Source organism: Mesorhizobium sp. LMG17149 (genome assembly GCF_024518695.1).
Taxonomy (GTDB): domain Bacteria; phylum Pseudomonadota; class Alphaproteobacteria; order Rhizobiales; family Rhizobiaceae; genus Mesorhizobium.
In genome coordinates this window covers 130,810-152,612 of the sequence record NZ_JANIFL010000003.1, presented here as the reverse complement: position 1 = coordinate 152,612, position 21,803 = coordinate 130,810, and the positions used below count along the sequence as shown (strand labels likewise).

The following is a 21,803-nucleotide window of genomic DNA, read 5'->3' as shown; positions in this document are numbered from 1 at the left end:
CAGCTCCGGCCCTGCCCTACCGGTGCCAACCCTCGATTTGAACGCCCCCCAGCCGCTCGGCCTCCTCGCGCGGAACCGAACGGATGGTCTGCGTGAAGGTCCAGACATGGCCCTCGGGGTCGCGGGCACGATACTGGCGCTCGCCGTAGAACTGATCCGCCGGCTCCTGGATGATCTCAGCGTCGGTCGCCCGCGCCTGCTCGCAATGCGCATCCAGGCCGCCCTTCAGCCTGACATAGATCGACTGCGTGTTCCTGCCCGAGACCGAAGCCGGGCTGGCGACATAATCGCTCCATTCGGAATCGACGATGATGTAGCTGTCGCCGAATCGCATCTCTGCATGGACGAGTTTTCCCTCGGCATCGCTGACCACCATGCTGCGCTCGAAGCCAAATGCTGCTTCAAGCCAGTCCAGCGCGGCACGAGGGTCCTTGTAGAAGACACCGGACCCCAGACTTGGATGCTTGAACGGGTCGTCGACAGTCATCGGGCGAGCGTGACGCTCACGCCTGTTCGGTGCGCGCGGTGGCGCGCCGGCGGCGCTCACCCTTCTGGCTCTGCACGATGCGCACGCGCTTGACGCGGCGCGGATCGGCATCGAGGACATGGAATTCGAAGCCGGGTATGGCCTGCACCACCTCGCCGCGGGCCGGAACACGGCCAAGCGTGTTGAAGATCATGCCGCCGATCGTGTCGACATATTCGCCATGTTCACCGGCGGCGAAATCCCCGCCGATCATCTTGGCGACGTCGTCGATCTCGGCCTTGCCGTCGACGATGAACACGCCGTCGCCGCTCTGGGTGATCATCGGCTCGTCGTCGTCATGCTCGTCCTCGATGTCGCCGACCACCATCTCGACGATGTCTTCCAGCGAGGCGAGGCCGTCGGTGCCGCCATATTCGTCGATGACCAGCGCCATCTGGGTGCGCGTCGTCTGCATGCGGCCCATCAGGTCGGAGGCAAGCATCGACGGCGGCACGAACAGCACCGGGCGGATCAGATTGAGGTCGCCAATGGTGCGTGCGAGGTCGACCTGGGCAAGATCGAGAACCGTGGCAGCGGGGGTTTTCCTGGTCGTGCGGCCCTTCTTGACGCGCGCGATCTTGGTGATGTGGGCCAGCACGTCACGGATATGGACCATGCCGCGCGGATCATCGAGCGTCTCGGAATAGACCGGCATGCGGGAATGGCCGGATTGTTCGAAAGTGCCCAGGAGATCGCCGAGCGTCGTCGTGATTTCGACCCCCTGAATGTCGGCGCGCGGTACCATGACGTCCTCGACGCGCACTTCGCGCAGCCGCAGGATGTTGTTGAGCATGGCGCGTTCGCCGGGCGAGAAGGCGCCGGCATCGCTCGTCGTCTCGGCAAGCGCGCCGGCAATTTCCTCACGCAGGCTGGTTCCGTTGCGTTGCCGAAACAAGCCCAGAACGCGGTCGAACAGGGAGGGACCGGCAGGCAACGTCTCGCTGGCAGCGCTGCCAGCACCGGCAGCAGCAGAGGTACTGCTAGCGCCAGAGGTACTGTTAGCACCAGAGGTACTGTTAGCACCAGAGGTAACGGTACTCGGACTTGATCCCTCTTCCGACGTATCGGAAGCCTTGGTCGCACTGCCGGCGTCGGGGCGGGCGGCAGTTTCTGGTTTGTCGTTCATCGTCGTCCGGTCAATTGATCAGATGTAGTTACGCGTAGGGGTCGGGAATGGCAAGCCTTGCAAGCGCCGCGCGTTCGACGGCTTCCATCGCCTCGGCTTCAGTGTCGGTCTCGTGATCGTAACCCAGCAAATGCAGCAGGCCGTGGATGACGAGATGGGTGATATGGTTCTCGACAGGCTTGTCTTCCAGTGCCGCTTCACGCGCAACCGTCTCGGCGGCGAGCACGATGTCGCCCAGCATCGGCGGCAACGGTCCGCCTTGCACAAACGGAAAAGCCGGGAAAGACAAGACATTGGTCGGCTTGTCCTTGCCGCGCCAGCCGGCGTTGAGAACCCGGACATGGGCGTCGTCGGTAAAAACGAGGCTGAGTTCGGAACGGCCCGCCACGCCGGTTTCGGCAAAAGCCGCCTTGACGGCGCGATCGACCAGCCGCGTCAGGCTTGCCTCGTCGGGCCAGTTGCCCGCCTCAACCGATATGTCGATGTCGACGGGAACATTCCCGTCGCCGGATGTTATGTCCTCAGGCATGAAGCCGCATCGTCAACATCAATTCTCGGCGCCGAGGCCGCGCGCCAGCTTGGCGTCCCGGTCGTAGGCCCTGACGATTTCCGCCACCAGCGGATGGCGGACCACATCGCCGTCGTTGAAGCGCACGGTGACCGCGCCCGCCACGCCGTCCAGCACCCGCAAGGCTTCGACCAGTCCCGATTTGGTGTTCGAGGGAAGATCGATCTGGGTCGGATCGCCGGTGACGATCATGCGCGAATTTTCGCCCAGACGCGTCAGGAACATCTTCATCTGCATCGGCGTGGTGTTCTGCGCCTCGTCGAGGATGACGGCGGCATGCGCCAGCGTGCGGCCGCGCATGAAGGCGAGCGGCGCGATCTCGATCACTTCGGCGGCAATGGCGCGCTCGACCTTGTCGGCGGGCATCATGTCGTAGAGCGCGTCATAGAGCGGCCGCAGATAGGGATCGACCTTCTCCTTCATGTCGCCGGGCAGGAAGCCCAGCCGTTCGCCGGCCTCGACCGCAGGCCGCGAGAGAATGATGCGCTCGACCATGCCGCGCTCGAGCAGCATCGCCGCATGGGCCACCGCCAGATAGGTCTTGCCGGTGCCGGCCGGGCCGATGCCGAACACCAGTTCCGACCGTTCCAGCGCCCGCATATAGGCGTCCTGGTTGAGTGAACGGGCATAGATCGTCTTCTTGCGGGTGGCGATCTGGGCGGCGGAAACCTTGCCCTTGCGCTCCAGCGTCGGCAGGGTCAGCTGATCGTCGGCGGCGATCGCCATGCGCACGGCGCCGTCGACGTCGGACTGGCCTATATCGACGCCTTTCTGGAGAATGCCGTAGAGGTTGTCCAGGGCGCGGCGCGCCTGCTCGGCGGCCGACGCCGAACCCTTGATGGTCAGCTGGTTGCCGCGTGAGCGGATGTCGACGCCAAGCTTCTGCTCCAGCCTGGCGAGGTTTTCGTCGAACTGACCATAAAGGGCGCTGGCAAGCTTGTTGTTGTCGAAAGTCAGAACGATGTGCGCCATGTCAGAAGCCCCAGATGCCGGTACCGGGGGCAGGTTCTTCAGCTCTGCTGCGCTCAACCGTCTCTCCTCATCTGCCGAGACCCTCAGGCCAATTCGGCGAACAGGCTGTTGTAGCCCGTCTTCGTGATTCGCACCTGGATAATGTCACCGATTTCGCCGGCCTTTTCATCAACAATAACCGGCTGCAGCCAAGGCGAGCGGCCAACCTTCTGGCCGGCCTGACGGCCGGGCTTCTCGATCAGCGTGTCGATGGTGCTTCCGACGAGGCTCAAACCGAAATCCTGCTGCTGCTTCACAAGCAGAGCCTGCAGTCTCTGCAAGCGCTCGTCCTTGACCGTTTCCGGCACGTGATCGGACATTTCGGCGCCCGGCGTGCCGGGGCGCGGCGAATATTTGAACGAGAAGGCCGAGGCGTAATTCACCTGACGCACCAGCTCCATGGTCGCCTCGAAATCCGCCTCGGTCTCGCTGGGAAAGCCGACGATGAAGTCGCCGGAAAGCGCGATGTCAGGCCGCGCTGCACGGATGCGGTCGAGCAGCGCCAGATAATCCCTCGCCGTGTGCCGGCGGTTCATCGCCTTGAGGATGCGGTCGGAGCCGGATTGCACCGGCAGGTGCAGATAGGGCATCAATGCCGGCAGGTCGCGGTGGGCGGCGATGAGCTCGTCGTCCATGTCGCGCGGATGGCTGGTGGTGTAGCGCAACCGCGCCAGCCCGGGAATTTCGGCCAGCCTGAACAGCAGGCGGCCAAGCCCCCACTCCTGACCGTTCCCGCCCTGGCCATGCCAGGCATTGACGTTCTGGCCGAGCAGCGTCACTTCGCGCACGCCGGCTTCGGCCAGGCGCTCAGCCTCCGCGACAATCTGCGCCACCGGCCGGGAGACCTCGGAGCCCCTTGTATAGGGCACAACGCAGAAGGTGCAGAACTTGTCGCAGCCTTCCTGCACGGTGAGGAAGGCGGTGACGCCGCGCTTGATGACCTCGGCGCGCTTGGGCTGCGGCAGGTGCTCGAATTTGTCCTCGAGGGCGTAGTCGGTCTCGACGATCTTTTCGCCGCCGCGCACCCGCGCCAGCACGTCCGGGAGCCGGTGATAGGTCTGCGGACCGATGACCAGGTCGACGGCCGGCGAACGGCGGATGATCTCGGCGCCTTCGGCCTGCGCCACGCAGCCGGCGACGCCGACCAGCATCTCACGGCCGGCCAGGGCACGCTCGGCTTTCATATCGCGGATACGGCCGAGCTCGGAATAGACCTTTTCGGCCGCCTTCTCCCTGATATGACAGGTGTTCAGCAGCACCAGGTCGGCCTCGCCAATGGCATCGGTCGCGGAATAGCCGTCGGCAGCCAGCGCATCGGCCATACGCTGTGAATCATAGACATTCATCTGGCAGCCATAGGTCTTGATGAAGACTTTTCTCGCTGCCGCGGGAAGCACCGCCGGCTGTCCAGCCGTAGTGCCGATGTCGTCGCTTTCTATCGTGTTCAAGTCCATAAGGCGGCTTCTAACGCCTTTCCGTGACAAAAAACAGACGATTCTCGGCCCGCGCCAGCAAGAGCGTGCCGGAGCTACCGGCTCGGCCGCGGGTCGGCAAGCGCCGCCTGCATCATCTCACGCACCCGGCTTTCCATCAGTTTCGACGTCTCCTTGCGGTTCGAACCCTTGGAAAAGGCGATTGCCTCGCCGAAATGCACCTCGACGTCGAGCGCGCCCTCAGCGAGCAGAACCTTGAGATGCGGCATCAAATCCTCATCGCCGATCCAGGCGGCAAGCGGGCGATGCCGGCGGCCGAGCGGCACGCCGTGCAGACGCGTATAGGCGATCGCCACCGGCTGGATGAACACCTGTTCCGCCGCGCCTTCGGAAATCGCCATCGAGGCGGCGCCGAACAGCGTGCTCTTGAACGGCAGGACCATATTGCCGTCGCCGGTCGAGCCCTCGGCAAACAGCACCATCGCATCGCCCTTGGCCATGCGGCTGGCAATCTCGCTTGCCTGGTCGCCCGACGAACGCTTGCGCTCGCGCTCGATGAAGACGGTGCGCTGCAGCTTCGACAGCATGCCGATCAGCGGCCAGCCTTCCATATCCGCCCTGGCGATGAACTTTACGTCGGCAAAAGAGCCGAGCACCATGATGTCGGTCCAGGAGATGTGATTGGACGCAACCAGCAGCGGGCGCTTGTCGGACAGCGCTCCCTTGACATGGATGCGCATGCCGAGCGCCCTGACGATCAGCCTGTGCCAGACCTTGAGGATGAAGGTTTCCGGCCACCAGCCAGTCTTCATCGACAGGATCTGTAGCGGCACGAGGACCAACGAACCGGCGACAACGAGGCCCAGCGCCAGGAAAATCCTGATTTTCTTGATCATCGCCCCATCCCGGCCGTCTCGCTAGCGAAGATCGCGGCACATGACAAGCGCGCCGGTCGGTCCGTGTTCGGCCGATCTGTAGTAATTCGGCCGCTTGCCGACCTCGCGGAAGCCCAGCCGACGATAAAGCGCGATCGCCGCGACATTGGTCTCGTCGACCTCGAGGAACAGCGCTTCGGCGCGCTGCGCGTGCAGTTCGCGCAACACCGCGTCCATCAATTGCCAGCCCAGCCCCTGGCGACGATGCGATCGCGCCACCGCGACGGTCAGGATCTCGCCCTCGCCTGCCGCAAGCCTCGCCAGCACGAAGCCGACGGGCGGCTTGGAGCCCTGTCCGGTTTCGCGCGCGGCATAGCCGAACACGGTGTCCTGTTCGAGCAGGGCGGCGAATTCGCCATCGGTCCAGGGGCGGACAAAGTCCTCGCGATGCAGCAGCGAGACCGCCGGACTGTCGGCGATCCTCAGCGGCTCGAGCGCGTAGTCCCGGCGGCGTGGTTGGAGAAAAGGTATGCGCATTTATCTTTCTTGCCTTGATAGAATAAAGCCAGCCTGCGGCTTGGCGTCGGCGCCGCGCATATAGAGTGGTTTCGGCCGTTCGCCCGCGCCCTTGGCGGCAGCCAGGCGGGCGTAGGTGACAATGTCGGCGGTGGCTGTCCGAGGGCCGACATCAAATTCGCGCCCGGCCGATGCGCTGATGAGCGCTGCCGCGGTGCCGGCAAGCACCGGAGACGTTTCCTTCGCCATAGCCACCACGTCAGCCAGCGTGGCCGCGGCCGGACCGTAAGTCAAGACTAACCTTTCGTCGTAAAAGGCCGCGTGGATCTCTTCGCGGCCGGCATCGAGCGCCGCCAGCACGGCGCGACCGGGAAATGCCGCTGCTGCTTCGACGGCCAGCGCCTCCAGTGTCGTCACCCCTATTGCCGGTATCTTCAGCGCCAGCGCCAGGCCACGCGCGGTCGAGACGCCGACGCGCAGACCGGTGAAAGAACCGGGGCCGACAGAGACGGCGATGGCGCCAAGACCTGCATAGTCGGTTGCGCTTGCCTCCAGCGCTTCGGCGATGACCGCCATCAGTTGCTCGGCATGGCCCTTGCCGAGATCGAGCACCTGATGGCCAAGCTCCTGCTTCGCCGTCGCGTCATAGACGCAAGCGGCACAGAGATTGGCGGCACAGTCGATGGCAAGCAATTTCATGAGGCAACCGGTTCGAAAAACAATTCCCTGTGCCCGCCACGGCCCGCCACCGCAAGGGGATAGTGCATAATTCGTTAAGCGGCTTCGCTTGTAGCCTATGCGGCCTGTTCGATACGCAGCATGTGGTTGTCCCAGACATAGTCCGGTTCGGAGCGTGTCGCACCGCTGCCCTCGACGATCTCGCCGGCGCCGGTGGTGGCCATGAAGCCGGTTCCATCGGGCGCCACGCCGCAGACCTCGACCAATGCGCTGTTCGCAACGACCCGGCCGCTGGCCGCATCGATCACGACGAGCGAGTTGCCTTCCGGCGAGGAAACGGCGACGGTTCCGGCAGCCCAATTGGCGGCTACCGAGCCTATGTAGTTGCGGAAGCCGGACAAAACGTCCTGCGGCATGTCCAGCAACTGCAGCTCCTTGCCGCGCGCGGCGCGACCGACCAGCAACGGTCGATCGGTGCCCGGCCCCCTGTACTGGCAGCCGAACCAGACGCTTCCGGACCGATCGGTGTCCATGTGGCGGATCGACAGCTGATGCAGTGCGGCCGGCAATTCGTGCTTCTCGATAAGATCGCCGGTGACGCGGTCTATCAGCACATAGGACGGCTTCATGGTTGCAATGTTGAGCTCGGCGCGGCCGTAATCCGGATGGGTCTCGATGCCGCCATTGGCAACCGCGATCGTCCTGCCATCGCCCAGGAGCAGAAGCTCGTGCGGACCCATGCCATAGGTCGGGAATTCGCCGACACGGCTGAATTTGGCCCGCGCATCGTAGACGCCGACGACGCCGGCGGCGTTGTCGAAGTCGTTTTCGGTGGCATAGAGCAGCGCACCGTCGGCCGAGAACACGCCATGGCCGAAGAAATGCCGGCCGGCGATGCTGGCGATGGTCAGCGGCGCGTCACGGCCCGAGTGATCGAAAACCACGGCGAAGGTGCCGGGCTGACGCGCGAAGACCACCGAGCGTTTCGATATGGGATCGAAGGTGACATCGTGGCCGCGATCGGGCAGGTCGATCGCATGCAGGACCTTGCCGGCCTCGGACAGGACGGCAGCGCCAAAGCTGCCGTCGCGTTTGACGAAAGCCGTGGCGAAGACGGCGTCGGCCACAAGCGTGGTTGCCCAGGCCGAGGGCGTCATCGTCGCCATGAAGCCAACGCCTGCAGCTCTCAGGAAATCGCGGCGATCTATCAGAGGGGTTTTCAATTCAGTCCCCATCCAGCGAAGAGAAGCCTGCGGTCAGTCCGAATTCGGCGGTCAACCTGGTGCCAATCAAGGTCGACAGGCTGGAGGTGATCAGCGCGAAATGATCGAGCTTGTCACGCAGCGCCGGATCGGCAAGTGCCTTGTCGATTGGACCGCTGACCGCCTTGGCGGTGGCGACACCGTTGACCAGCTGGATGTGGATCGATTCGGCCATCCAGCGCGCATCGGTCTGCAGGGCATCGCCCAGCTTCGAGGCCTGGAACAGCGTATCGATGCCGGAGAGATTGCCGGCCAGTGACGCGGTGGTGTTTTGCGAGCGCCAGTAGATTGCCTGTTTCGGCTTGTCCGCATCCGGCTTGCCGCCGAAAAACCCTTTCAGGCGCACGTCGCGCACCATTTCGAGCTCATTGATGAAGACGCCGACCAGTTCCGTCACCGCTTCGTTGCCGTCGCGGTAAAGTGGGTTCTGCGGCCCCGGATTGGCCCAAAGCGCTGCAAAGCCGTCCGGCTTGTTCCAGGCGGCGCTGACCTCGCCGGCCATGGTTTCGATGTTGCCGGCAACGGCAGTGCCATAAGCGCAGCGGTAGGGATCATCCTTGCCGGCAAGTGCATCGGCGCCGTCGCCGTAAAGAACGAATTCGAGGGCGCCCAGCCCCTGCATGGCAACGCTCTTGCCGGCCAGTTGTGCCGGATCGGTCGCGGTCGGATCCTTGTCGGACAGCGCCGCCTGTACCTGTTTCAGGCCGATGCTCTTGCGATCCGGCCAGAACAGCATGCGCTCCAGCCGGTTGTTCTCCTTGATCGGTCCGAAGCCGATGATTTCGGCTGACGACCAGGCATAGACGGTGGCGGAGAATTCGGCGCGTGCGGCATCGAGTTCTCCTTGCGAGGGCGTGACGCACAGCTCGCGCATGGATCCGGTCAAGGCTTCCGCATGCTCGTGCAGGCCGGCATAGGCCGGGCGGACGAAGCCAGCGATCGCGCGCTGGATGATATCGGAGGCTTTGACCGCCGCAGACGCAGGGACAACGCCCAGCAGGGCCAGCGGAAGAACGAGAAACAATGCAGAACGCTTGAACATCACAGTGACTCCAGGAATTTGAGCAGCGCGTCACGCTCAGTCGCACTGGCGGCGGCAAAGCGGTCGCGCGCTTTCTGCGCCTCGCCGCCATGCCACAGGATCGCCTCGGTCAGGCTGCGCGCGCGCCCGTCATGCAGGAAGAAGGAATTGCCGTTGACCGTCCCGGTCAGGCCGATGCCCCACAGCGGCGGCGTGCGCCATTCATTGCCCGTCGCATCTCCCACGGCTTGGCCATCGGCCAGATCAGGCCCCATGTCGTGCAGCAGGAAGTCGGAATAGGGCCAGATCAGCTGGAAGGCCTGCGCCTTGTTGGGCGTATCGCGGCGCGTGACGAATTTCGGCGTGTGGCAGGCAATGCAGCCGATCTCGTAGAATGTTTTTTTGCCCGCGAGCACGTCGGGCCGGTCGAGGTCGCGGCGCGACGGCACGGCCAGGTTCTGCGAATAGAAGGTGACGAGATCCATCACCGGCGGCGGCGCCTCGACCGGGCCAAGACGCTGCTGCACGCCGTTCGGCATGTCGAGGCATTTTGCCTCCGCAGCAGTGCAATCGCCCCAATGCTTCGGCTCTTCGGGCGTCGAGATGCCGATGTCGCCGGCAAAGGCGTCCGCCGCCTGCTGGCGGATCGACGCGGTCTGTGCCTTCCAGCCGAAACGGCCAAGCGTCAGTTTTCCGTTCAGGCTATCGCGCACGATGTTCGGCCTGCCGGAAATGCCGTCGCGGTCCCTGTCGTCCGAATCGGCGTGGGCGAGAATATCAGCCGGCGCGATCTGTTCGATCAGGCCCAAGCCGATCATCGGCGGGGTCAGGCGCGGCGACAGCGTGGTGCGTGGGTCAAGCGGCCCGTAGCCAAGGCCGTCAACCGAATAGCTCGGCTTGCGCAAGGAGATCACAGTGCGGTCCGTCAGCTCTACCTTACGTTCTTGGTAGTCGACATGCATCCTGCCTTCACCGGGCAGGCCGGGTACGGCGAGCTCCTGCAATTGCCTGCCGTAGACCGGGTCGGGGAAGTTGAGCACCTCGTGGTCGGCAAGCGCCGCCTTCTCTTCCGCGCTGCTGGCGTCACGGGCCAGCCGCAGGAACATCGACGTGGTGCCGACGTCGCCTTGCGGCGGGCGGCCGCGGCCATCCTTCAGATGGCAGTTCTGGCAGGCACGTTCGTTGAACAGCGGGCCGAGCCCGTCCGACGCCTGCGTCGAGGATGGCGACGAGACCCAGTTCTTGCGGAAAAGGGCATTGCCGAGCTTGAAGTCGCCCTCTTCCTCGAAGGTGATGTTGGCCGAGGATTGCGAGAAGGAATCGCGGCTGACGTCCTTCCGGGACGTGCCGGCGCCACCTTGCATCAGTTCGAACTGCTCTGGCCTGGAAAAATTCGCGGTCGGCCTCGTGACGGCGATGACGCGCGCCTGGTCCTTCGCATTGAGGTCGGTGCGAGTGGTGGCGAGCCCGGCAGGCTGAAGATCACCGGCCATCGCCGAAGAGGCAAGCGCCAACACGAGCACGACATAGCGCCGACGCGCCAATCCGGCCGGCGTCTTGCGAAGGAGCGGCGAGCCATTGGCCCGCCGCGAGCGGCGCACGAATTCTAGCAGGCGCCGCATTCCCGCATGCCCTTACTCCGCCTCGTCCGCCGATGCGGCGTTGAGCTGGCCGTATTTTTCCTCGCCGATCGAGGCAAGCAGGTCGAGCTGCGTCTCGAGAAAGTCGATGTGACCCTCCTCGTCGGCGAGCAATTCCTCGAACAGCTTCATCGTCACGTAGTCGCCGGCGTCGTTGCAGATTTCGCGCGACCGCTTGTAGGCGGTACGTGCGTCATATTCGCCGGCAAGATCGGATTCGAGCACTTCCTTGACGTTCTGCCCGATGCGCAGTGGCGCCACGGACTGCAGGTTCGGATGGCCTTCGAGGAAGATGATACGGGCGACGAGCTTGTCGGCATGGTGCATCTCCTCGATCGATTCCGCCCGCTCCTTCTTTGCCAGCTTGGCGTATCCCCAGTCCTCAAGCAGACGGAAATGCACCCAGTACTGATTGACGGCCCCAAGCTCCAGAAAAAGAGCCTCGTTAAGCCGCTCGATGATCTGCGGATCGCCTTTCATGAATTCTGCTCCCGTATTGGACGCGCAGGCCTCTGACGCGATCCAGGTGTGAAACGACATCCACGCCGCTCGCCTCCGAGCGGGCGTGGTAATTTTCGGTGACCCGAATGATCGTTTCCACCACATTTGGGAAGCAGCCGCAACAGCGACCGCGCTTTTGCATGGCATGATAGATCTTCGCCGGCACGATCAGCTGCCAGGGATCCTGGTCCAGCAGCCCGACGATCGTCTGCTCGATCTCCTTCTCGGTGATGATATTGCAATGACAAATCAGCATTGGCTTGCTCGGCTGGCTGACGGCGTCTCCCGCGCCGTGTGGCTTGATTTTCTAGCGGAGGCCGTTCCAGAGCCGGTTGTCCGGCTCCGGATCAGTCTCCTGTCTTTCGGCCCTTACTTGAACACCTTGTCGGGTGCGTCGAGGCTGTCGGACCCTTCGAAGGCGATGGTGCTGAGCTTCAGGGAGCCGACGGCGCGCTCAATCGACTTGGTCTGATCGATCAGCGCATCGATCGCCGCCTGCACGGTGGCGTTGCCCTCAACGTTGCCCTCGGCGATCTGCTGGTCATAGGCCTCGCCGGCCAGTGCACGCGTCTTGATCGCCTCCATCTTGGCGACGGTGACATCGAGCTTGTCAGACAGTTCCTTGTCGATCGCCGGATCGGCCGCCTTCACCATATCGGCCACCGAGGGACCCGAAACGACGGTGCCGTCGAGACGCGTGTAGCTCGCATGATAGGCCGCGCGAATGCCGATGGCGTCGTAGAGATGCGAATTGTAGGTGTTGTCGGAGAAGCAATCGTGCTCCTCTTCCGGATCATGCAGCAGCAGGCCGAGCTTCATGCGCTCGCCGGCCAGTTCGCCGTAGGACAGCGAGCCCATGCCGGTGAAGATGGTCGAGATCGCCGTGTTCGGCTCGCCATCGACGAGAGCCTTGCGGGCGGCGCCGTCTTCCTTCCAGTTGCCGACCATCTCCTGAATATCCGAAACCAGAAGGTCGCTGGCCGATTTCAGATACTCGGCGCGGCGATCGCAATTGCCGCCGGTGCAGTTCTTGAGGTCGTAGTCGGTATAGGGGCGCTCGCCGGCACCCGGGCCGGTGCCATGCAGGTCCTGGCCCCAGAGCAGGAATTCGATGGCGTGGTAGCCGGTGGCGACATTGGCCTCGATGCCGCCGGCTCCCTGCAGCGTGCCGGAGAGGAACTCCGGCGAAAGCTTCGATGCATCGACCTTCTTGCCGTTGATCTCGATCTCCTTGTTGGCGATCACATTGGCCGTGTAGAGCGCGTTCGCGTCCGATTCGGTGCCGTAGCTCTTGGCAACGTAGTCGATCAAGCCTTCATCCAGCGGCCAGGAGTTCACCTTGCCTTCCCAGTCGTCGACGATCTTGTTGCCGAAGCGGTAGACCTCGGTCTGCTGGTAGGGAACGCGCGATGCCTTCCAGGCGTCACGGGCAGCGTTGAGGGTTTCCACCGATGGCGCGGCGAGCAGCGCGTCGACCGCCTTGTCGAGCGCCTGCGCGGTGGTCAACGAATCCTCGTATTTGGCGAGTGCGATGTCGGAATAGGTCTTGATGACCGCCTTTGCATCGGTTTCCGCCTTTGCCGGCAACACGAATACCGCCGCCGTCAGCAGGGCAGTGGCGCCGATCGCCGCAAGCCTGCTGCCATATCGTGCTGTCATAATCACTCTCCAGTTTCTCGGAAATTCTGTAAACGGCGCGCGCAGCAACCGGCGCCAGGCCATCTGTGGGCCATTGGGCGCAAGAGATGCCGCGCCATCGCGCGGTTCGCGGAAGAAAGACACCAAAATGCCTCCAATCGAAAGGGTTCAAGGCCCAGACATTAAAGGGATGCGCTGACGCGCGAGCCTCCATAAAGCTGCGACATCGTCGGATGTCAATGACAATCCGTAGGAAAAGTCAATTGAAACAACAGTTTAGAATTATTCTAAACTACGACTCTCAACTTTATGCATTTTCCTGCACCGGTCTTGCCGCTGAACTGTGCGATTGACAGCCGCCATCCCGGATGCGACCCGCAAAAGCTCGCTTGCAGCGGTGCCAGACAATTGCCATCTGGCGAAACATCCTAGGGTAGAATCAGGATTGGATGCGATGAAGAACGGTGTGGTCATTGTCGGCGCGGGTCATGCGGGCGTGCAAGCGGCCGCCAGTCTGCGCGAAGACGGCTATGACGGGCCGGTGATCCTCGTTGGGGATGAGGACGAACTTCCCTATCACAAGCCGCCGCTGTCGAAGACTTTCATCAAGGATGCCGAGGCCAAGCCGCAACCCTTGCGCGGCGAGGCCTTTTACACCGGCAGCGCCATCGATTACCGGCCTGGCGTCAGGATCGATCGGATCGATGCCGGACGCCGCAGTTTGGATATTGCCGGCGGTGGTGCGCTGGCCTTTGACCACCTGATCCTGGCGACAGGCTCGCGCCCGCGCACGCTGCCGCTGCCCGGTGCCGACCTGTCCGGTGTGCTGTCGCTGCGCTCGCTGGCCGATGCGCGGCTGATCCGCGACCTCAGCGCGCAAAGCGACGAAGTCGTCATCCTCGGCGGCGGTTTCATCGGGTTGGAGATCGCAGCCACGTTGAGGGCCGCCGGTCGCACGGTGACAGTGGTCGAGGCGGTGGACCGGCTGCTCGGCCGCGCCGTGGCGCCGGTCGTGGCGAGCCACGTCCGGCAACGGCTGGAGGCGACAGGCGTGCGCATCCTCACCGGCACCTCGATCGCCAGGCTCGATGGCGAAAACGGTCATGTCACGGCCGCCATCACCTCATCAGGCGAAAGGCTGCCGGCGCGCATGCTCATCGTCGGCGTTGGTGCCGTGCCCAATTTAGAACTGGCGCAGGCGGCCGGCCTCAGCATCGCCAACGGCATTCGCGTCGATCATCAGATGCGCACGTCGATGCCGGAGATTCTCGCCATTGGCGATGCTGCCTCCTACCGTCACTGGTTCACCGGCGGCGACGTGCGGCTGGAATCGGTGCAGAACGCCACCGACCAGGCGCGGCTTGCCGCGCGCACGATATCGGGCCACACCGACCCCTATTCGGCGGTGCCATGGTTCTGGTCGGACATCGGCGACATGAAATTGCAGATGGTCGGCCTGACCGCCGGCGGCGACAGCCATGTCGTGCTGGGCGACCTGCCCGAAAACAAGTTCTCGATCTACCACTATGCCGGCGACCGGCTGCTCGGCATCGAATCGGTCAACCGCCCCGGCGACCACATGCTTGGCCGCAAGATGCTCGGCGCCGGCTTCTCGCCGACGCCGCAGCTGGTTGCTGAGGGACCTGACGGTCTGAAGGCGGCGCTGGCCGCATTTCAGCAGGATGAGCCTGCAAGGGCTGCGGGCTAGCCCCCCGCTTACCCTCCCCCTTGTGGGGAGGGTCGCTGCGAAGCAGCGGGGTGGGGGTGGGCGCCAAGCCCCCACCCGGACCTTCGGCCCGACCTCCCCACAAGGGGGAGGTAGAAGTTCAGGCGGCGCAGACTTCGCGGATCGAGCTTTCCAGGATGTCGAGTGCTTCGTTCATGACTTCGTCCTGGATGGTGATCGGCGCCAGGAAGCGGATGACGTTGCCGTAGACACCGCAGGTCAGCAGGATCAGGCCCTTGTCGAGCGCCTTCAACCGGATCGCATTGGCGATCTCGGCCGACGGCAGGCCCTTCTTGACGTCGTTGAACTCGACCGCATTCATGAAGCCGAGGCCTCTGATGTCAACGATTTCGGGCACGTCGTCGCGGATCGACTGCAGCCGCTGCTTCAGCCTTGCGCCCAGCGTGTTGGCGCGGTCGCACAGGTTTTCGTCCTCGATCACGTCGAGCACGGCGTGCGCGGCGGCAACACCGATCGGGCTGCCGCCATAGGTGCCGCCGAGCCCGCCGGGGCCGGGCGCATCCATGATTTCGGCGCGGCCAGTGACCGCGGCCAGCGGGAAACCGCCGGCCAGGCTCTTGGCCATGGTGGTGATGTCTGCGGCCACCTCATGGTGATCCATCGCAAACATCTTGCCGGTGCGGGCAAAGCCGGTCTGCACTTCGTCGGCGATCAGCAGCATGCCGTGCTGGTCGCAAAGCTTGCGCAGCGCAACCAGGAAGTCACGCGGCGCGTCGTAGAAACCGCCTTCGCCCTGAACCGGCTCGATGATGATGGCTGCGACGCGGGCCGGATCGACATCGGCCTTGAACAGCCGGTCGAGCGCGGCCAGCGAGTCGGCGACCGAGACACCGTGCAGCGGCACCGGGAACGGCGCATGATAGACGTCGCCCGGCATGGCGCCGAAGCCGACCTTGTAGGGCACGACCTTGCCGGTCAGCGCCATGCCCATGAAGGTGCGGCCATGGAAGCCGCCGGCGAAGGCGATGACCGCCTGACGGCCGGTGGCATTGCGGGCGATCTTGATGGCGTTCTCTACCGCCTCGGCCCCGGTGGTGACGAAGATCGTCTTCTTCTCGAACTTGCCGGGCAGCATGCCATTCAGCCGTTCGGCCAGGCGCACATAGCTCTCATAGGGCACCACCTGGTGGCAGGTGTGGGTGAAGCGGTCGAGCTGTGCCTTGACCGCCTCGATAACCCTGGGATGGCGATGCCCGGTGTTGACGACGGCGATGCCCGACGAGAAATCGATATAACGACGCCCCTCGACGTCCCAGATTTCCGAATTTTCAGCCCGGTCGGCATAGATCTGCGTGGTCATGCCGACACCGCGGGAAATCGATTGGTTCTTGCGTTCGGAAATGGCTGAATTCTTCATCGTATCCCTCACCGGGCCGGCGCCCGTCCTGTTTGATGCCGTTGAGACGTCTTCTGACCTTATTTCACGTTTTCCTCAAGTCGGCACCACCGGCAGGCGATTGGGCCTGCGGTGGGCAGATCCGGCGCTTAACCAGTCAGGCGATACACGTACGAGACCGGTTTCCTTTTCCCGGGGATCGACTATCCTCTGGATGTCCACGAGGCATCGCGATCAGCGGGCGGCCCGCGGCCGGGGGAGCCCATGAGCAGGAACGTGACTTCGCCCGTCTCGCAGCCATCGGTCCCAGCTCCCGGTCTTTTGTCTTTTCCAGCCGCCCCGGCGCTTTTCGCCTGCACGGCTGCGCTGCTTTTGGTCGGCTGCCAGAAGCAGGAAGCGGTGGACAAGAAACTGCAGATCATGGTGCGCACCGAAACGGTGGCGATGGCCGACTATGCGCCAAGGACCTCGCTGACCGGGGTGATCGCGGCGCGTACGCTGAACAATCTGTCGTTCCGGGTCGGCGGTCGCGTCGCCGAACGGTTTGTCGATGTCGGCCAGCATGTCGATCAAGGCACGGTGCTCGCCCGGATCGATCCGCAGGAGCAGGAATCCGATTTGCGCTCGGCGCAGGCCGATCTCGACGCGGCACAGGCACAATTGACCCAGTCCGCCGCCGCCTTCGAACGGCAGAAGACGCTGCTCGCCCAGGGTTTTACCACCAGGCGCGATTATGACGCCGCGGACCAGGCCCTGAAGGTGGCACAAGGCAGCGTCGATGCCGCGCAGAGCGCTTTCTCCAACGCCCAGCAAAACCTGTCCTTCACCGAGCTCAAGGCCGGTGCCGCCGGCGTGATCACCGCCCGCCAAGTCGAAACCGGCCAAGTGGTGCAAGCCGCGCAAACCGTCTTCACCGTCGCCGAGGACGGTGACCGCGACGCCGTGTTCAACGTGCAGGAGACGCTGATCGCCAAGACACCGGCATCGCCTGCGGTGACGATCACGCTGTTGTCCGATCCGCAGGTCAGGGCGACGGGCAAGGTCCGCGAAATCTCGCCTGCGGTCGACCCGGCTTCGGGCTCGATCCGGGTCAAAATCGCCATTGCCGACACGCCCGCCGGCATGCCGCTTGGGGCAGCCGTCATCGGCACGGTAAGCGCCAAGCCGGCGAAGGCGATCCTGCTGCCTTGGCAGGCGCTGACGTCCAGCGGCGGCAAGCCGGCGGTCTGGATCGTCGATCCCTCGACCAAGGCAGTGACGATGGCGCCAGTCGAAGTGCTGGCGTTCAATTCGGGCACGGTCGTGATCGCCAAGGGGCTGGACGCGGGCCAGAGCGTCGTCACCGCTGGAGGACAGCTGCTCAGCCCTGGACAGACGATCGAGATATCGGGAGCGGGCCAATGAGCCGGACGCCACGCATCCTGCTCGGCGTGCTCATGCTCGGCGCGCTGGCATCCTGCTCCAAGTCGGAGGAAAAGCCGCCCGAGATCGTCCGACCGGTGCTGTCGATGGTGATCGAGCCGCGCACCACGCAAATCTTCGGTTTTGCCGGATCCGTCGAACCGCAGGTCAGCGCCGACCTGGCCTTCCGCCTGCTTGGCCGGGTCGTCTCGCGCGACGTCCAGGTCGGTGACATCGTCAGCAAGGGCACGACGATAGCGGCACTGGATCCGACCGCACTGGAGTTGGGCCTCCAGGCGGCCAAGGCGGAACTGTCCAATGCCGAGGCGCAGCTCGCCAACGCCGCCGCCAGCGAGGAACGGCAGCGCCAGTTGCTCGCCTCGGCCAACGCCACGCAAGCTGTCTTCGATGCCGCGCAGCAGGCGCGCAAAGCCGCGGAGGCAGGTGTCGAGCGGGCCAAGGCTTCGCTTGCCAAATCGCAGGAACAGCTCGGCTATGCCAGGCTGTTCTCTGATTTCGACGGTGTCGTCACCGCGGTCGGCGCCGAAGTTGGCCAGACGGTCTCGCCCGGCCAGACCGTCGTCACCGTGGCGCGTTCGGACCTGCGCGAGGCGGTGGTCGACATTCCCGATCAATTGACCGGTGATCTTGAGGCCGGCACGCCCTTCCAGGTGATCCTGCAGTCGCTGCCTACGATCCAGACCGGGGCCAAGCTGCGCGAGATCGCACCGCAATCCGAGGGCTCGACCCGCACGCGGCGCGTCAAGCTGACGCTCACGGATCCGCCACAGGCCTTCCGGCTCGGCTCGACGGTGACGGCGACCCGCGTGACCAAGGTGGCACCGACGATCGAATTGCCCATGTCGGCGCTGTTCGAAAAGAACGGTTCCGCGAAAGTATGGATCGTCGATCCGCAGACATCCAGCGTGAACGCACACGACATAAAGGTCGCGTCGAAGAATGGCGGCACCTTCACGGTGGCCGAGGGGCTGGAGGCCGGCATGCGTGTTGTCACGGCGGGCGTCCACAGCCTGAGCGAAGGCCAGAAGGTGACAGTGCCCGAGGGAGGGGCCTCATGAAAGGCTTCAATCTCTCCGACTGGGCGCTCAACCACCGCTCCATGGTCTGGTATTTCATGCTTGTCTTCGTCGTGGCTGGCGTGTTCTCCTACCTCAATCTCGGCCGTGAAGAAGACCCCAATTTCACCATCAAGACGATGATCATCCAGGCCAACTGGCCGGGCGCCTCGGTCAGGGAAACCGTGCAGCAGGTAACCGACCGCATCGAGAAGAAGCTCGAGGAGCTAGACAGCCTCGACTACACCAAATCCGTGACCACCGCCGGCCAGACGGTCATCTTCGTCAACCTGAAGGACACCACCAAGGCGCGCGACGTCGTGCCGAACTGGATTCAGGTGCGCAACATGGTCAACGATATCCAGGCGCAGTTTCCGCAAGGCGTGCAAGGACCCTTCTTCAACGACCGCTTCGGCGACGTCTATGGCAACATCTATGCCTTTACGTCGGACGGGCTGACGCCGCGCCAGTTGCGCGATTATGTCGAGGACGCCAGAACAAAAATCCTGACCGTGCCCAACGCCGGCAAGGTCGACCTGGTCGGCGCCCAGGACGAGGCGATCTATCTCGAATTCTCGACCCGCCAGATCGCGGCCCTTGGCCTCAACCAGCAGGCGATCGTGGCGAGCCTGCAAGCGCAGAACGCGATCACGCCGTCCGGTGTCATCCAGTCGGGGCCGGAGCGCATCAGCGTGCGTGTCGGCGGCCAGTTCACCTCCGAGGACAGCCTTCGCGCCATCAATCTGCGCGTCAATGACCGCTTCTTCCGGCTGAGCGATGTGGCGACGATCACACGCGGCTATGTCGATCCGCCGGCGGCACTGTTCCGCTTCAACGGCCAGGACGCGATCGGGCTCGCCATCGGCATGAAGCCCAACGCCAACCTGCTCGAATTCGGCGAGGCGCTGCACAAGGAGATGGACAAGGTGCTGGCCGACCTGCCGGTCGGTGTCGGCGTGCATCTGGTGGCCGACCAGCCGGTCATTGTCGAGGAGGCCGTCTCGGGCTTTACCCGCGCGCTGTTCGAGGCGGTGGCGATCGTGCTCGCCGTGTCGTTCATCAGCCTCGGCATGCGCGCCGGCTTCGTCGTGGCGCTGTCGATCCCGCTGGTCCTGGCCATCACCTTCACGGTCATGGCCTATCTCGGCATTTCTTTGCAGCGTATTTCGCTGGGGGCGCTGATCATCTCGCTCGGGCTTCTGGTCGACGACGCGATGATCGCGGTCGAGATGATGGTGGCGCGGCTGGAGGTCGGCGACAATCTGCGCAAGGCGGCGACCTATGTCTACACCTCGACCGCCTTCCCTATGTTGACCGGAACGCTGGTGACGGTTGCCGGCTTCATCCCGATCGGCCTCAACAACAGCGCCGCCGGCGAATACACCTTCACCCTGTTCGTCGTCATCGCGGTGTCGCTGCTGGTGTCATGGATCGTTGCGGTGCTGTTTGCGCCACTGCTCGGCGTCACCATCCTGCCGGCGACGATGAAAACCAAGCATCACGACCAGCCTGGCCGCTTCACCTCGCTTTTCCGGCGCGTGCTTGTCGGCTCGGTGCGCCATCACTGGCTGACCATCATCGTCACCGTGCTTTTGTTTGCCGGCTCGATCGCCGGCTTCGGGCTGGTGCAGCAGCAGTTCTTTCCGCCATCGGACCGGCCGGAGCTGATCGTCGACTGGAACCTGCCGCAGAATGCCTCGATCGCCGATACGCGCGACCAGATGGAGCGGTTCGAGCAGCGGGCGCTGGTCGGCAATCCCGACATCGACCATTTTTCGTCCTATATCGGCCAGGGCGCGGTGCGTTTCGTGCTCGCCTATGACGTGCAGCCGGCCAATCCCTATTTCGGCCAGACCGTCATCGTCACCAAGAGCATCGAGGCCCGTAACCGGGTCAAGCCGGCGCTTGAAAAACTGCTGCGCGAGGAGTTCGTCGGCACCGACGCCTTCGTCAAGCCGCTCGAACTCGGACCGCCAGTCGGCCGCCCGGTGCAGTATCGCGTCGGCGGTCCCGACATCCAGACGGTGCGCGAACTGGCGCAGCAATTCGCCGGTGTCATCTCCGCCAATCCAAAGCTGGCCGCGCCGACCTTCGACTGGAACGAGCCGCAGCGTGTGCTGAGGGTCGACGTGCTGCAGGACAAGGCACGCCAGCTCGGCATCACCTCCTCCGACATCGCCAGCGCGCTGAACAGCACGGTCGGCGGCGCCACCATCACGCAGGTGCGCGACGCCACCTATCTGATCAATGTCGTGGCGCGCTCGCGTGGGTCCGAACGCGGCTCGATCGAAACCTTGCAGAACATGCAGCTGCCGACCAGTACCGGCGAGGCTATCCCGCTCGCGGCCGTCGCCAACTTCCGCTACGATCTGGAGCAGCCAACGGTGTGGCGACGCGACCGCATCCCGACCATCACCGTGCGCGCCGGACTGGTCGGCGACGTGCTGCCGGCCACCGTCGTCAACGAGTTGAAGCCGTCGGTCGATGCCTTCACCGCCAAGCTGCCGCCGGGCTATTCGGTCGCAACCGCCGGCTCGGTCGAGGAGAGCGGCAAAAGCCAGGGACCGATCGCCGCCGTCGTGCCGTTGATGCTGTTCGTCATGGCGACGATCCTGATGGTGCAGTTGCAGAGTTTTCAGCGTCTGTTCCTGGTGGTGGCCGTGGCGCCGCTCGGCCTGATCGGCGTGGTGGCGGCCCTTGTGCCGAGCGGAGCACCGCTCGGCTTCGTCGCCATCCTCGGCGTGCTGGCGCTGATCGGCATCCTGATCCGCAATTCGGTCATCCTGATCGTGCAGATCGAGGATCTCGTCCGGGAAGGCAAGGACCGCTGGGCCGCTGTCATCGAAGCGACGGAACACAGGATGCGCCCGATCGCGCTGACGGCGGCCGCCGCCAGCCTGGCGCTGATCCCGATCGCACGTGAAGTGTTCTGGGGCCCGATGGCCTATGCCATGATGGGCGGCATCATTGCCGGCACGGCGATTACGTTGCTGTTCCTGCCGGCGCTTTATGTGACGTGGTTCAGGATCAAGGAGCCGAAGGACCGAGAAGAGTCCCCCGTTCTGGAAAACGGCGAACTGGCGCAAGGTTCGACTTAACGCTTTGCCTGGTCATTCGTTGTCGTTGGAAGGTACAGGGTGCGACCTGGCGCGTTGCCACGGCGACGATCTTGAGATGCGCCACGCATGCCAGCCTTCTGGCAAGTCAGCCAACGCCTGGACGCTTTCGTCCCGCTGCGCAACGTTCTGCAAGCTGACAATCATGATATCGCCTTCGTCCACAGGTCCCGTTTCGCTGTTGTGGAATTGCCAACTGCCGTCGTCATTGTCATGCGAGACGTAGGCAATCCAGTCGCCACGCGTAACTATGCCCCTATCCACAAACACTGCGACATTGGGCGGATCCGCAAACTTCCACTCCTCCATCGTAGTCCCCCAAGACGGTTGTT

General features: G+C 64.0%; 20 protein-coding genes. 4 read left to right on the top strand and 16 right to left on the bottom strand.

The window, feature by feature from the left end; genetic code table 11:
- Positions 1-16 precede the first annotated feature (16 nt).
- From NP945_RS06985 to NP945_RS06920, 14 genes are all read right to left on the bottom strand, one after another.
- Complete coding sequence (locus NP945_RS06985; protein ID WP_127327721.1) at positions 17-487, bottom strand: VOC family protein; 471 nt, start codon at positions 485-487, stop codon at positions 17-19.
- A gap of 16 nt (positions 488-503) precedes the next feature.
- Complete coding sequence (locus NP945_RS06980; RefSeq protein WP_256745929.1) at positions 504-1,652, bottom strand: hemolysin family protein; 1,149 nt, start codon at positions 1,650-1,652, stop codon at positions 504-506.
- A 28-nt stretch (positions 1,653-1,680) separates the two neighbouring features.
- The gene (gene ybeY / locus NP945_RS06975; RefSeq protein ID WP_127381321.1) at positions 1,681-2,181 is read right to left on the bottom strand and encodes an rRNA maturation RNase YbeY; all 501 of its coding nucleotides are present in this window, start codon (positions 2,179-2,181) and stop codon (positions 1,681-1,683) included.
- Positions 2,182-2,199: 18 nt separating this feature from the next.
- Complete coding sequence (locus NP945_RS06970) at positions 2,200-3,192, bottom strand: PhoH family protein (RefSeq protein ID WP_023758127.1); 993 nt, start codon at positions 3,190-3,192, stop codon at positions 2,200-2,202.
- An 83-nt stretch (positions 3,193-3,275) separates the two neighbouring features.
- Positions 3,276-4,685 carry a tRNA (N6-isopentenyl adenosine(37)-C2)-methylthiotransferase MiaB gene (gene miaB / locus NP945_RS06965; RefSeq protein ID WP_256745928.1) on the bottom strand — a complete coding sequence of 470 codons (1,410 nt, stop codon included), beginning with the start codon at positions 4,683-4,685 and terminating at the stop codon, positions 3,276-3,278.
- Between the two features lie 74 nt (positions 4,686-4,759).
- The gene (locus NP945_RS06960) at positions 4,760-5,560 is read right to left on the bottom strand and encodes a 1-acyl-sn-glycerol-3-phosphate acyltransferase (RefSeq protein ID WP_127321189.1); all 801 of its coding nucleotides are present in this window, start codon (positions 5,558-5,560) and stop codon (positions 4,760-4,762) included.
- Between the two features lie 21 nt (positions 5,561-5,581).
- On the bottom strand, positions 5,582-6,076 hold the full coding sequence (gene rimI / locus NP945_RS06955; RefSeq protein WP_256745927.1) for a ribosomal protein S18-alanine N-acetyltransferase: 495 nt from the start codon (positions 6,074-6,076) through the stop codon (positions 5,582-5,584).
- Positions 6,077-6,754, bottom strand: a complete 678-nt coding sequence (tsaB, locus tag NP945_RS06950; protein ID WP_127327726.1) for a tRNA (adenosine(37)-N6)-threonylcarbamoyltransferase complex dimerization subunit type 1 TsaB — start codon at positions 6,752-6,754, stop codon at positions 6,077-6,079. It abuts the gene before it with no gap.
- 95 nt (positions 6,755-6,849) lie between these two features.
- The gene (locus NP945_RS06945; protein ID WP_127266952.1) at positions 6,850-7,956 is read right to left on the bottom strand and encodes a DUF1513 domain-containing protein; all 1,107 of its coding nucleotides are present in this window, start codon (positions 7,954-7,956) and stop codon (positions 6,850-6,852) included.
- A 1-nt stretch (position 7,957) separates the two neighbouring features.
- Positions 7,958-9,037, bottom strand: a complete 1,080-nt coding sequence (locus NP945_RS06940) for an imelysin family protein (RefSeq protein WP_256745926.1) — start codon at positions 9,035-9,037, stop codon at positions 7,958-7,960.
- Positions 9,037-10,638: a di-heme oxidoredictase family protein gene (locus NP945_RS06935; protein ID WP_256745925.1), complete on the bottom strand. Its 1,602-nt coding sequence runs from the start codon at positions 10,636-10,638 to the stop codon at positions 9,037-9,039. Before NP945_RS06935 ends, NP945_RS06940 begins: the two co-directional genes overlap by 1 nt.
- A 12-nt stretch (positions 10,639-10,650) precedes the next feature.
- A complete protein-coding gene (gene bfr / locus NP945_RS06930) occupies positions 10,651-11,136 on the bottom strand; it encodes a bacterioferritin (protein WP_013527914.1) in 486 nt (161 codons plus the stop codon).
- Positions 11,102-11,413, bottom strand: coding sequence for a (2Fe-2S)-binding protein (locus NP945_RS06925; protein WP_023811421.1), 312 nt, complete (start codon positions 11,411-11,413; stop codon positions 11,102-11,104). Before NP945_RS06925 ends, bfr begins: the two co-directional genes overlap by 35 nt.
- A gap of 113 nt (positions 11,414-11,526) precedes the next feature.
- Complete coding sequence (locus NP945_RS06920; RefSeq protein ID WP_256745924.1) at positions 11,527-12,816, bottom strand: imelysin family protein; 1,290 nt, start codon at positions 12,814-12,816, stop codon at positions 11,527-11,529.
- Positions 12,817-13,249: 433 nt separating this feature from the next.
- Between NP945_RS06920 and NP945_RS06915 the strand changes: the two genes are divergently transcribed.
- Complete coding sequence (locus NP945_RS06915; protein WP_127321793.1) at positions 13,250-14,503, top strand: NAD(P)/FAD-dependent oxidoreductase; 1,254 nt, start codon at positions 13,250-13,252, stop codon at positions 14,501-14,503.
- Positions 14,504-14,621: 118 nt separating this feature from the next.
- Here NP945_RS06915 and NP945_RS06910 read toward each other — a convergent pair whose 3' ends face one another.
- Positions 14,622-15,899, bottom strand: coding sequence for a 4-aminobutyrate--2-oxoglutarate transaminase (locus NP945_RS06910; RefSeq protein WP_023811424.1), 1,278 nt, complete (start codon positions 15,897-15,899; stop codon positions 14,622-14,624).
- A gap of 243 nt (positions 15,900-16,142) precedes the next feature.
- On the opposite strand from NP945_RS06910, the gene NP945_RS06905 reads away from it, so the two are divergent.
- Genes NP945_RS06905 through NP945_RS06895 form a run of 3 tightly spaced genes read left to right on the top strand, consistent with a single transcriptional unit; the run spans position 16,143 to position 21,453 of the window.
- The gene (locus NP945_RS06905; RefSeq protein ID WP_256745923.1) at positions 16,143-17,282 is read left to right on the top strand and encodes an efflux RND transporter periplasmic adaptor subunit; all 1,140 of its coding nucleotides are present in this window, start codon (positions 16,143-16,145) and stop codon (positions 17,280-17,282) included.
- The gene (locus NP945_RS06900; RefSeq protein ID WP_127270819.1) at positions 17,279-18,358 is read left to right on the top strand and encodes an efflux RND transporter periplasmic adaptor subunit; all 1,080 of its coding nucleotides are present in this window, start codon (positions 17,279-17,281) and stop codon (positions 18,356-18,358) included. Before NP945_RS06905 ends, NP945_RS06900 begins: the two co-directional genes overlap by 4 nt.
- Positions 18,355-21,453 (top strand): efflux RND transporter permease subunit, encoded by a 3,099-nt coding sequence (locus tag NP945_RS06895; protein WP_256745922.1) that lies wholly within the window; start codon positions 18,355-18,357, stop codon positions 21,451-21,453. Before NP945_RS06900 ends, NP945_RS06895 begins: the two co-directional genes overlap by 4 nt.
- A gap of 12 nt (positions 21,454-21,465) precedes the next feature.
- On the opposite strand, the gene NP945_RS06890 is transcribed toward NP945_RS06895, so the two are convergent.
- Positions 21,466-21,780: a hypothetical protein gene (locus tag NP945_RS06890; protein ID WP_256745921.1), complete on the bottom strand. Its 315-nt coding sequence runs from the start codon at positions 21,778-21,780 to the stop codon at positions 21,466-21,468.
- Positions 21,781-21,803: the final 23 nt, after the last annotated feature.

Bases quoted from the DNA above. Each gene is read 5' to 3' on its own strand.
- NP945_RS06985 (WP_127327721.1), bottom strand. From the start codon at position 487: ATGACTGTCGACGACCCGTTCAAGCATCCAAGTCTGGGGTCCGGTGTC.
- NP945_RS06980 (WP_256745929.1), bottom strand. From the start codon at position 1,652: ATGAACGACAAACCAGAAACTGCCGCCCGCCCCGACGCCGGCAGTGCG.
- ybeY (WP_127381321.1), bottom strand. From the start codon at position 2,181: ATGCCTGAGGACATAACATCCGGCGACGGGAATGTTCCCGTCGACATC.
- NP945_RS06970 (WP_023758127.1), bottom strand. From the start codon at position 3,192: ATGGCGCACATCGTTCTGACTTTCGACAACAACAAGCTTGCCAGCGCC.
- miaB (WP_256745928.1), bottom strand. From the start codon at position 4,685: ATGGACTTGAACACGATAGAAAGCGACGACATCGGCACTACGGCTGGA.
- NP945_RS06960 (WP_127321189.1), bottom strand. From the start codon at position 5,560: ATGATCAAGAAAATCAGGATTTTCCTGGCGCTGGGCCTCGTTGTCGCC.
- rimI (WP_256745927.1), bottom strand. From the start codon at position 6,076: ATGCGCATACCTTTTCTCCAACCACGCCGCCGGGACTACGCGCTCGAG.
- tsaB (WP_127327726.1), bottom strand. From the start codon at position 6,754: ATGAAATTGCTTGCCATCGACTGTGCCGCCAATCTCTGTGCCGCTTGC.
- NP945_RS06940 (WP_256745926.1), bottom strand. From the start codon at position 9,037: ATGTTCAAGCGTTCTGCATTGTTTCTCGTTCTTCCGCTGGCCCTGCTG.
- NP945_RS06935 (WP_256745925.1), bottom strand. From the start codon at position 10,638: ATGCGGCGCCTGCTAGAATTCGTGCGCCGCTCGCGGCGGGCCAATGGC.
- bfr (WP_013527914.1), bottom strand. From the start codon at position 11,136: ATGAAAGGCGATCCGCAGATCATCGAGCGGCTTAACGAGGCTCTTTTT.
- NP945_RS06925 (WP_023811421.1), bottom strand. From the start codon at position 11,413: ATGCTGATTTGTCATTGCAATATCATCACCGAGAAGGAGATCGAGCAG.
- NP945_RS06920 (WP_256745924.1), bottom strand. From the start codon at position 12,816: ATGACAGCACGATATGGCAGCAGGCTTGCGGCGATCGGCGCCACTGCC.
- NP945_RS06915 (WP_127321793.1), top strand. From the start codon at position 13,250: ATGAAGAACGGTGTGGTCATTGTCGGCGCGGGTCATGCGGGCGTGCAA.
- NP945_RS06910 (WP_023811424.1), bottom strand. From the start codon at position 15,899: ATGAAGAATTCAGCCATTTCCGAACGCAAGAACCAATCGATTTCCCGC.
- NP945_RS06905 (WP_256745923.1), top strand. From the start codon at position 16,143: ATGAGCAGGAACGTGACTTCGCCCGTCTCGCAGCCATCGGTCCCAGCT.
- NP945_RS06900 (WP_127270819.1), top strand. From the start codon at position 17,279: ATGAGCCGGACGCCACGCATCCTGCTCGGCGTGCTCATGCTCGGCGCG.
- NP945_RS06895 (WP_256745922.1), top strand. From the start codon at position 18,355: ATGAAAGGCTTCAATCTCTCCGACTGGGCGCTCAACCACCGCTCCATG.
- NP945_RS06890 (WP_256745921.1), bottom strand. From the start codon at position 21,780: ATGGAGGAGTGGAAGTTTGCGGATCCGCCCAATGTCGCAGTGTTTGTG.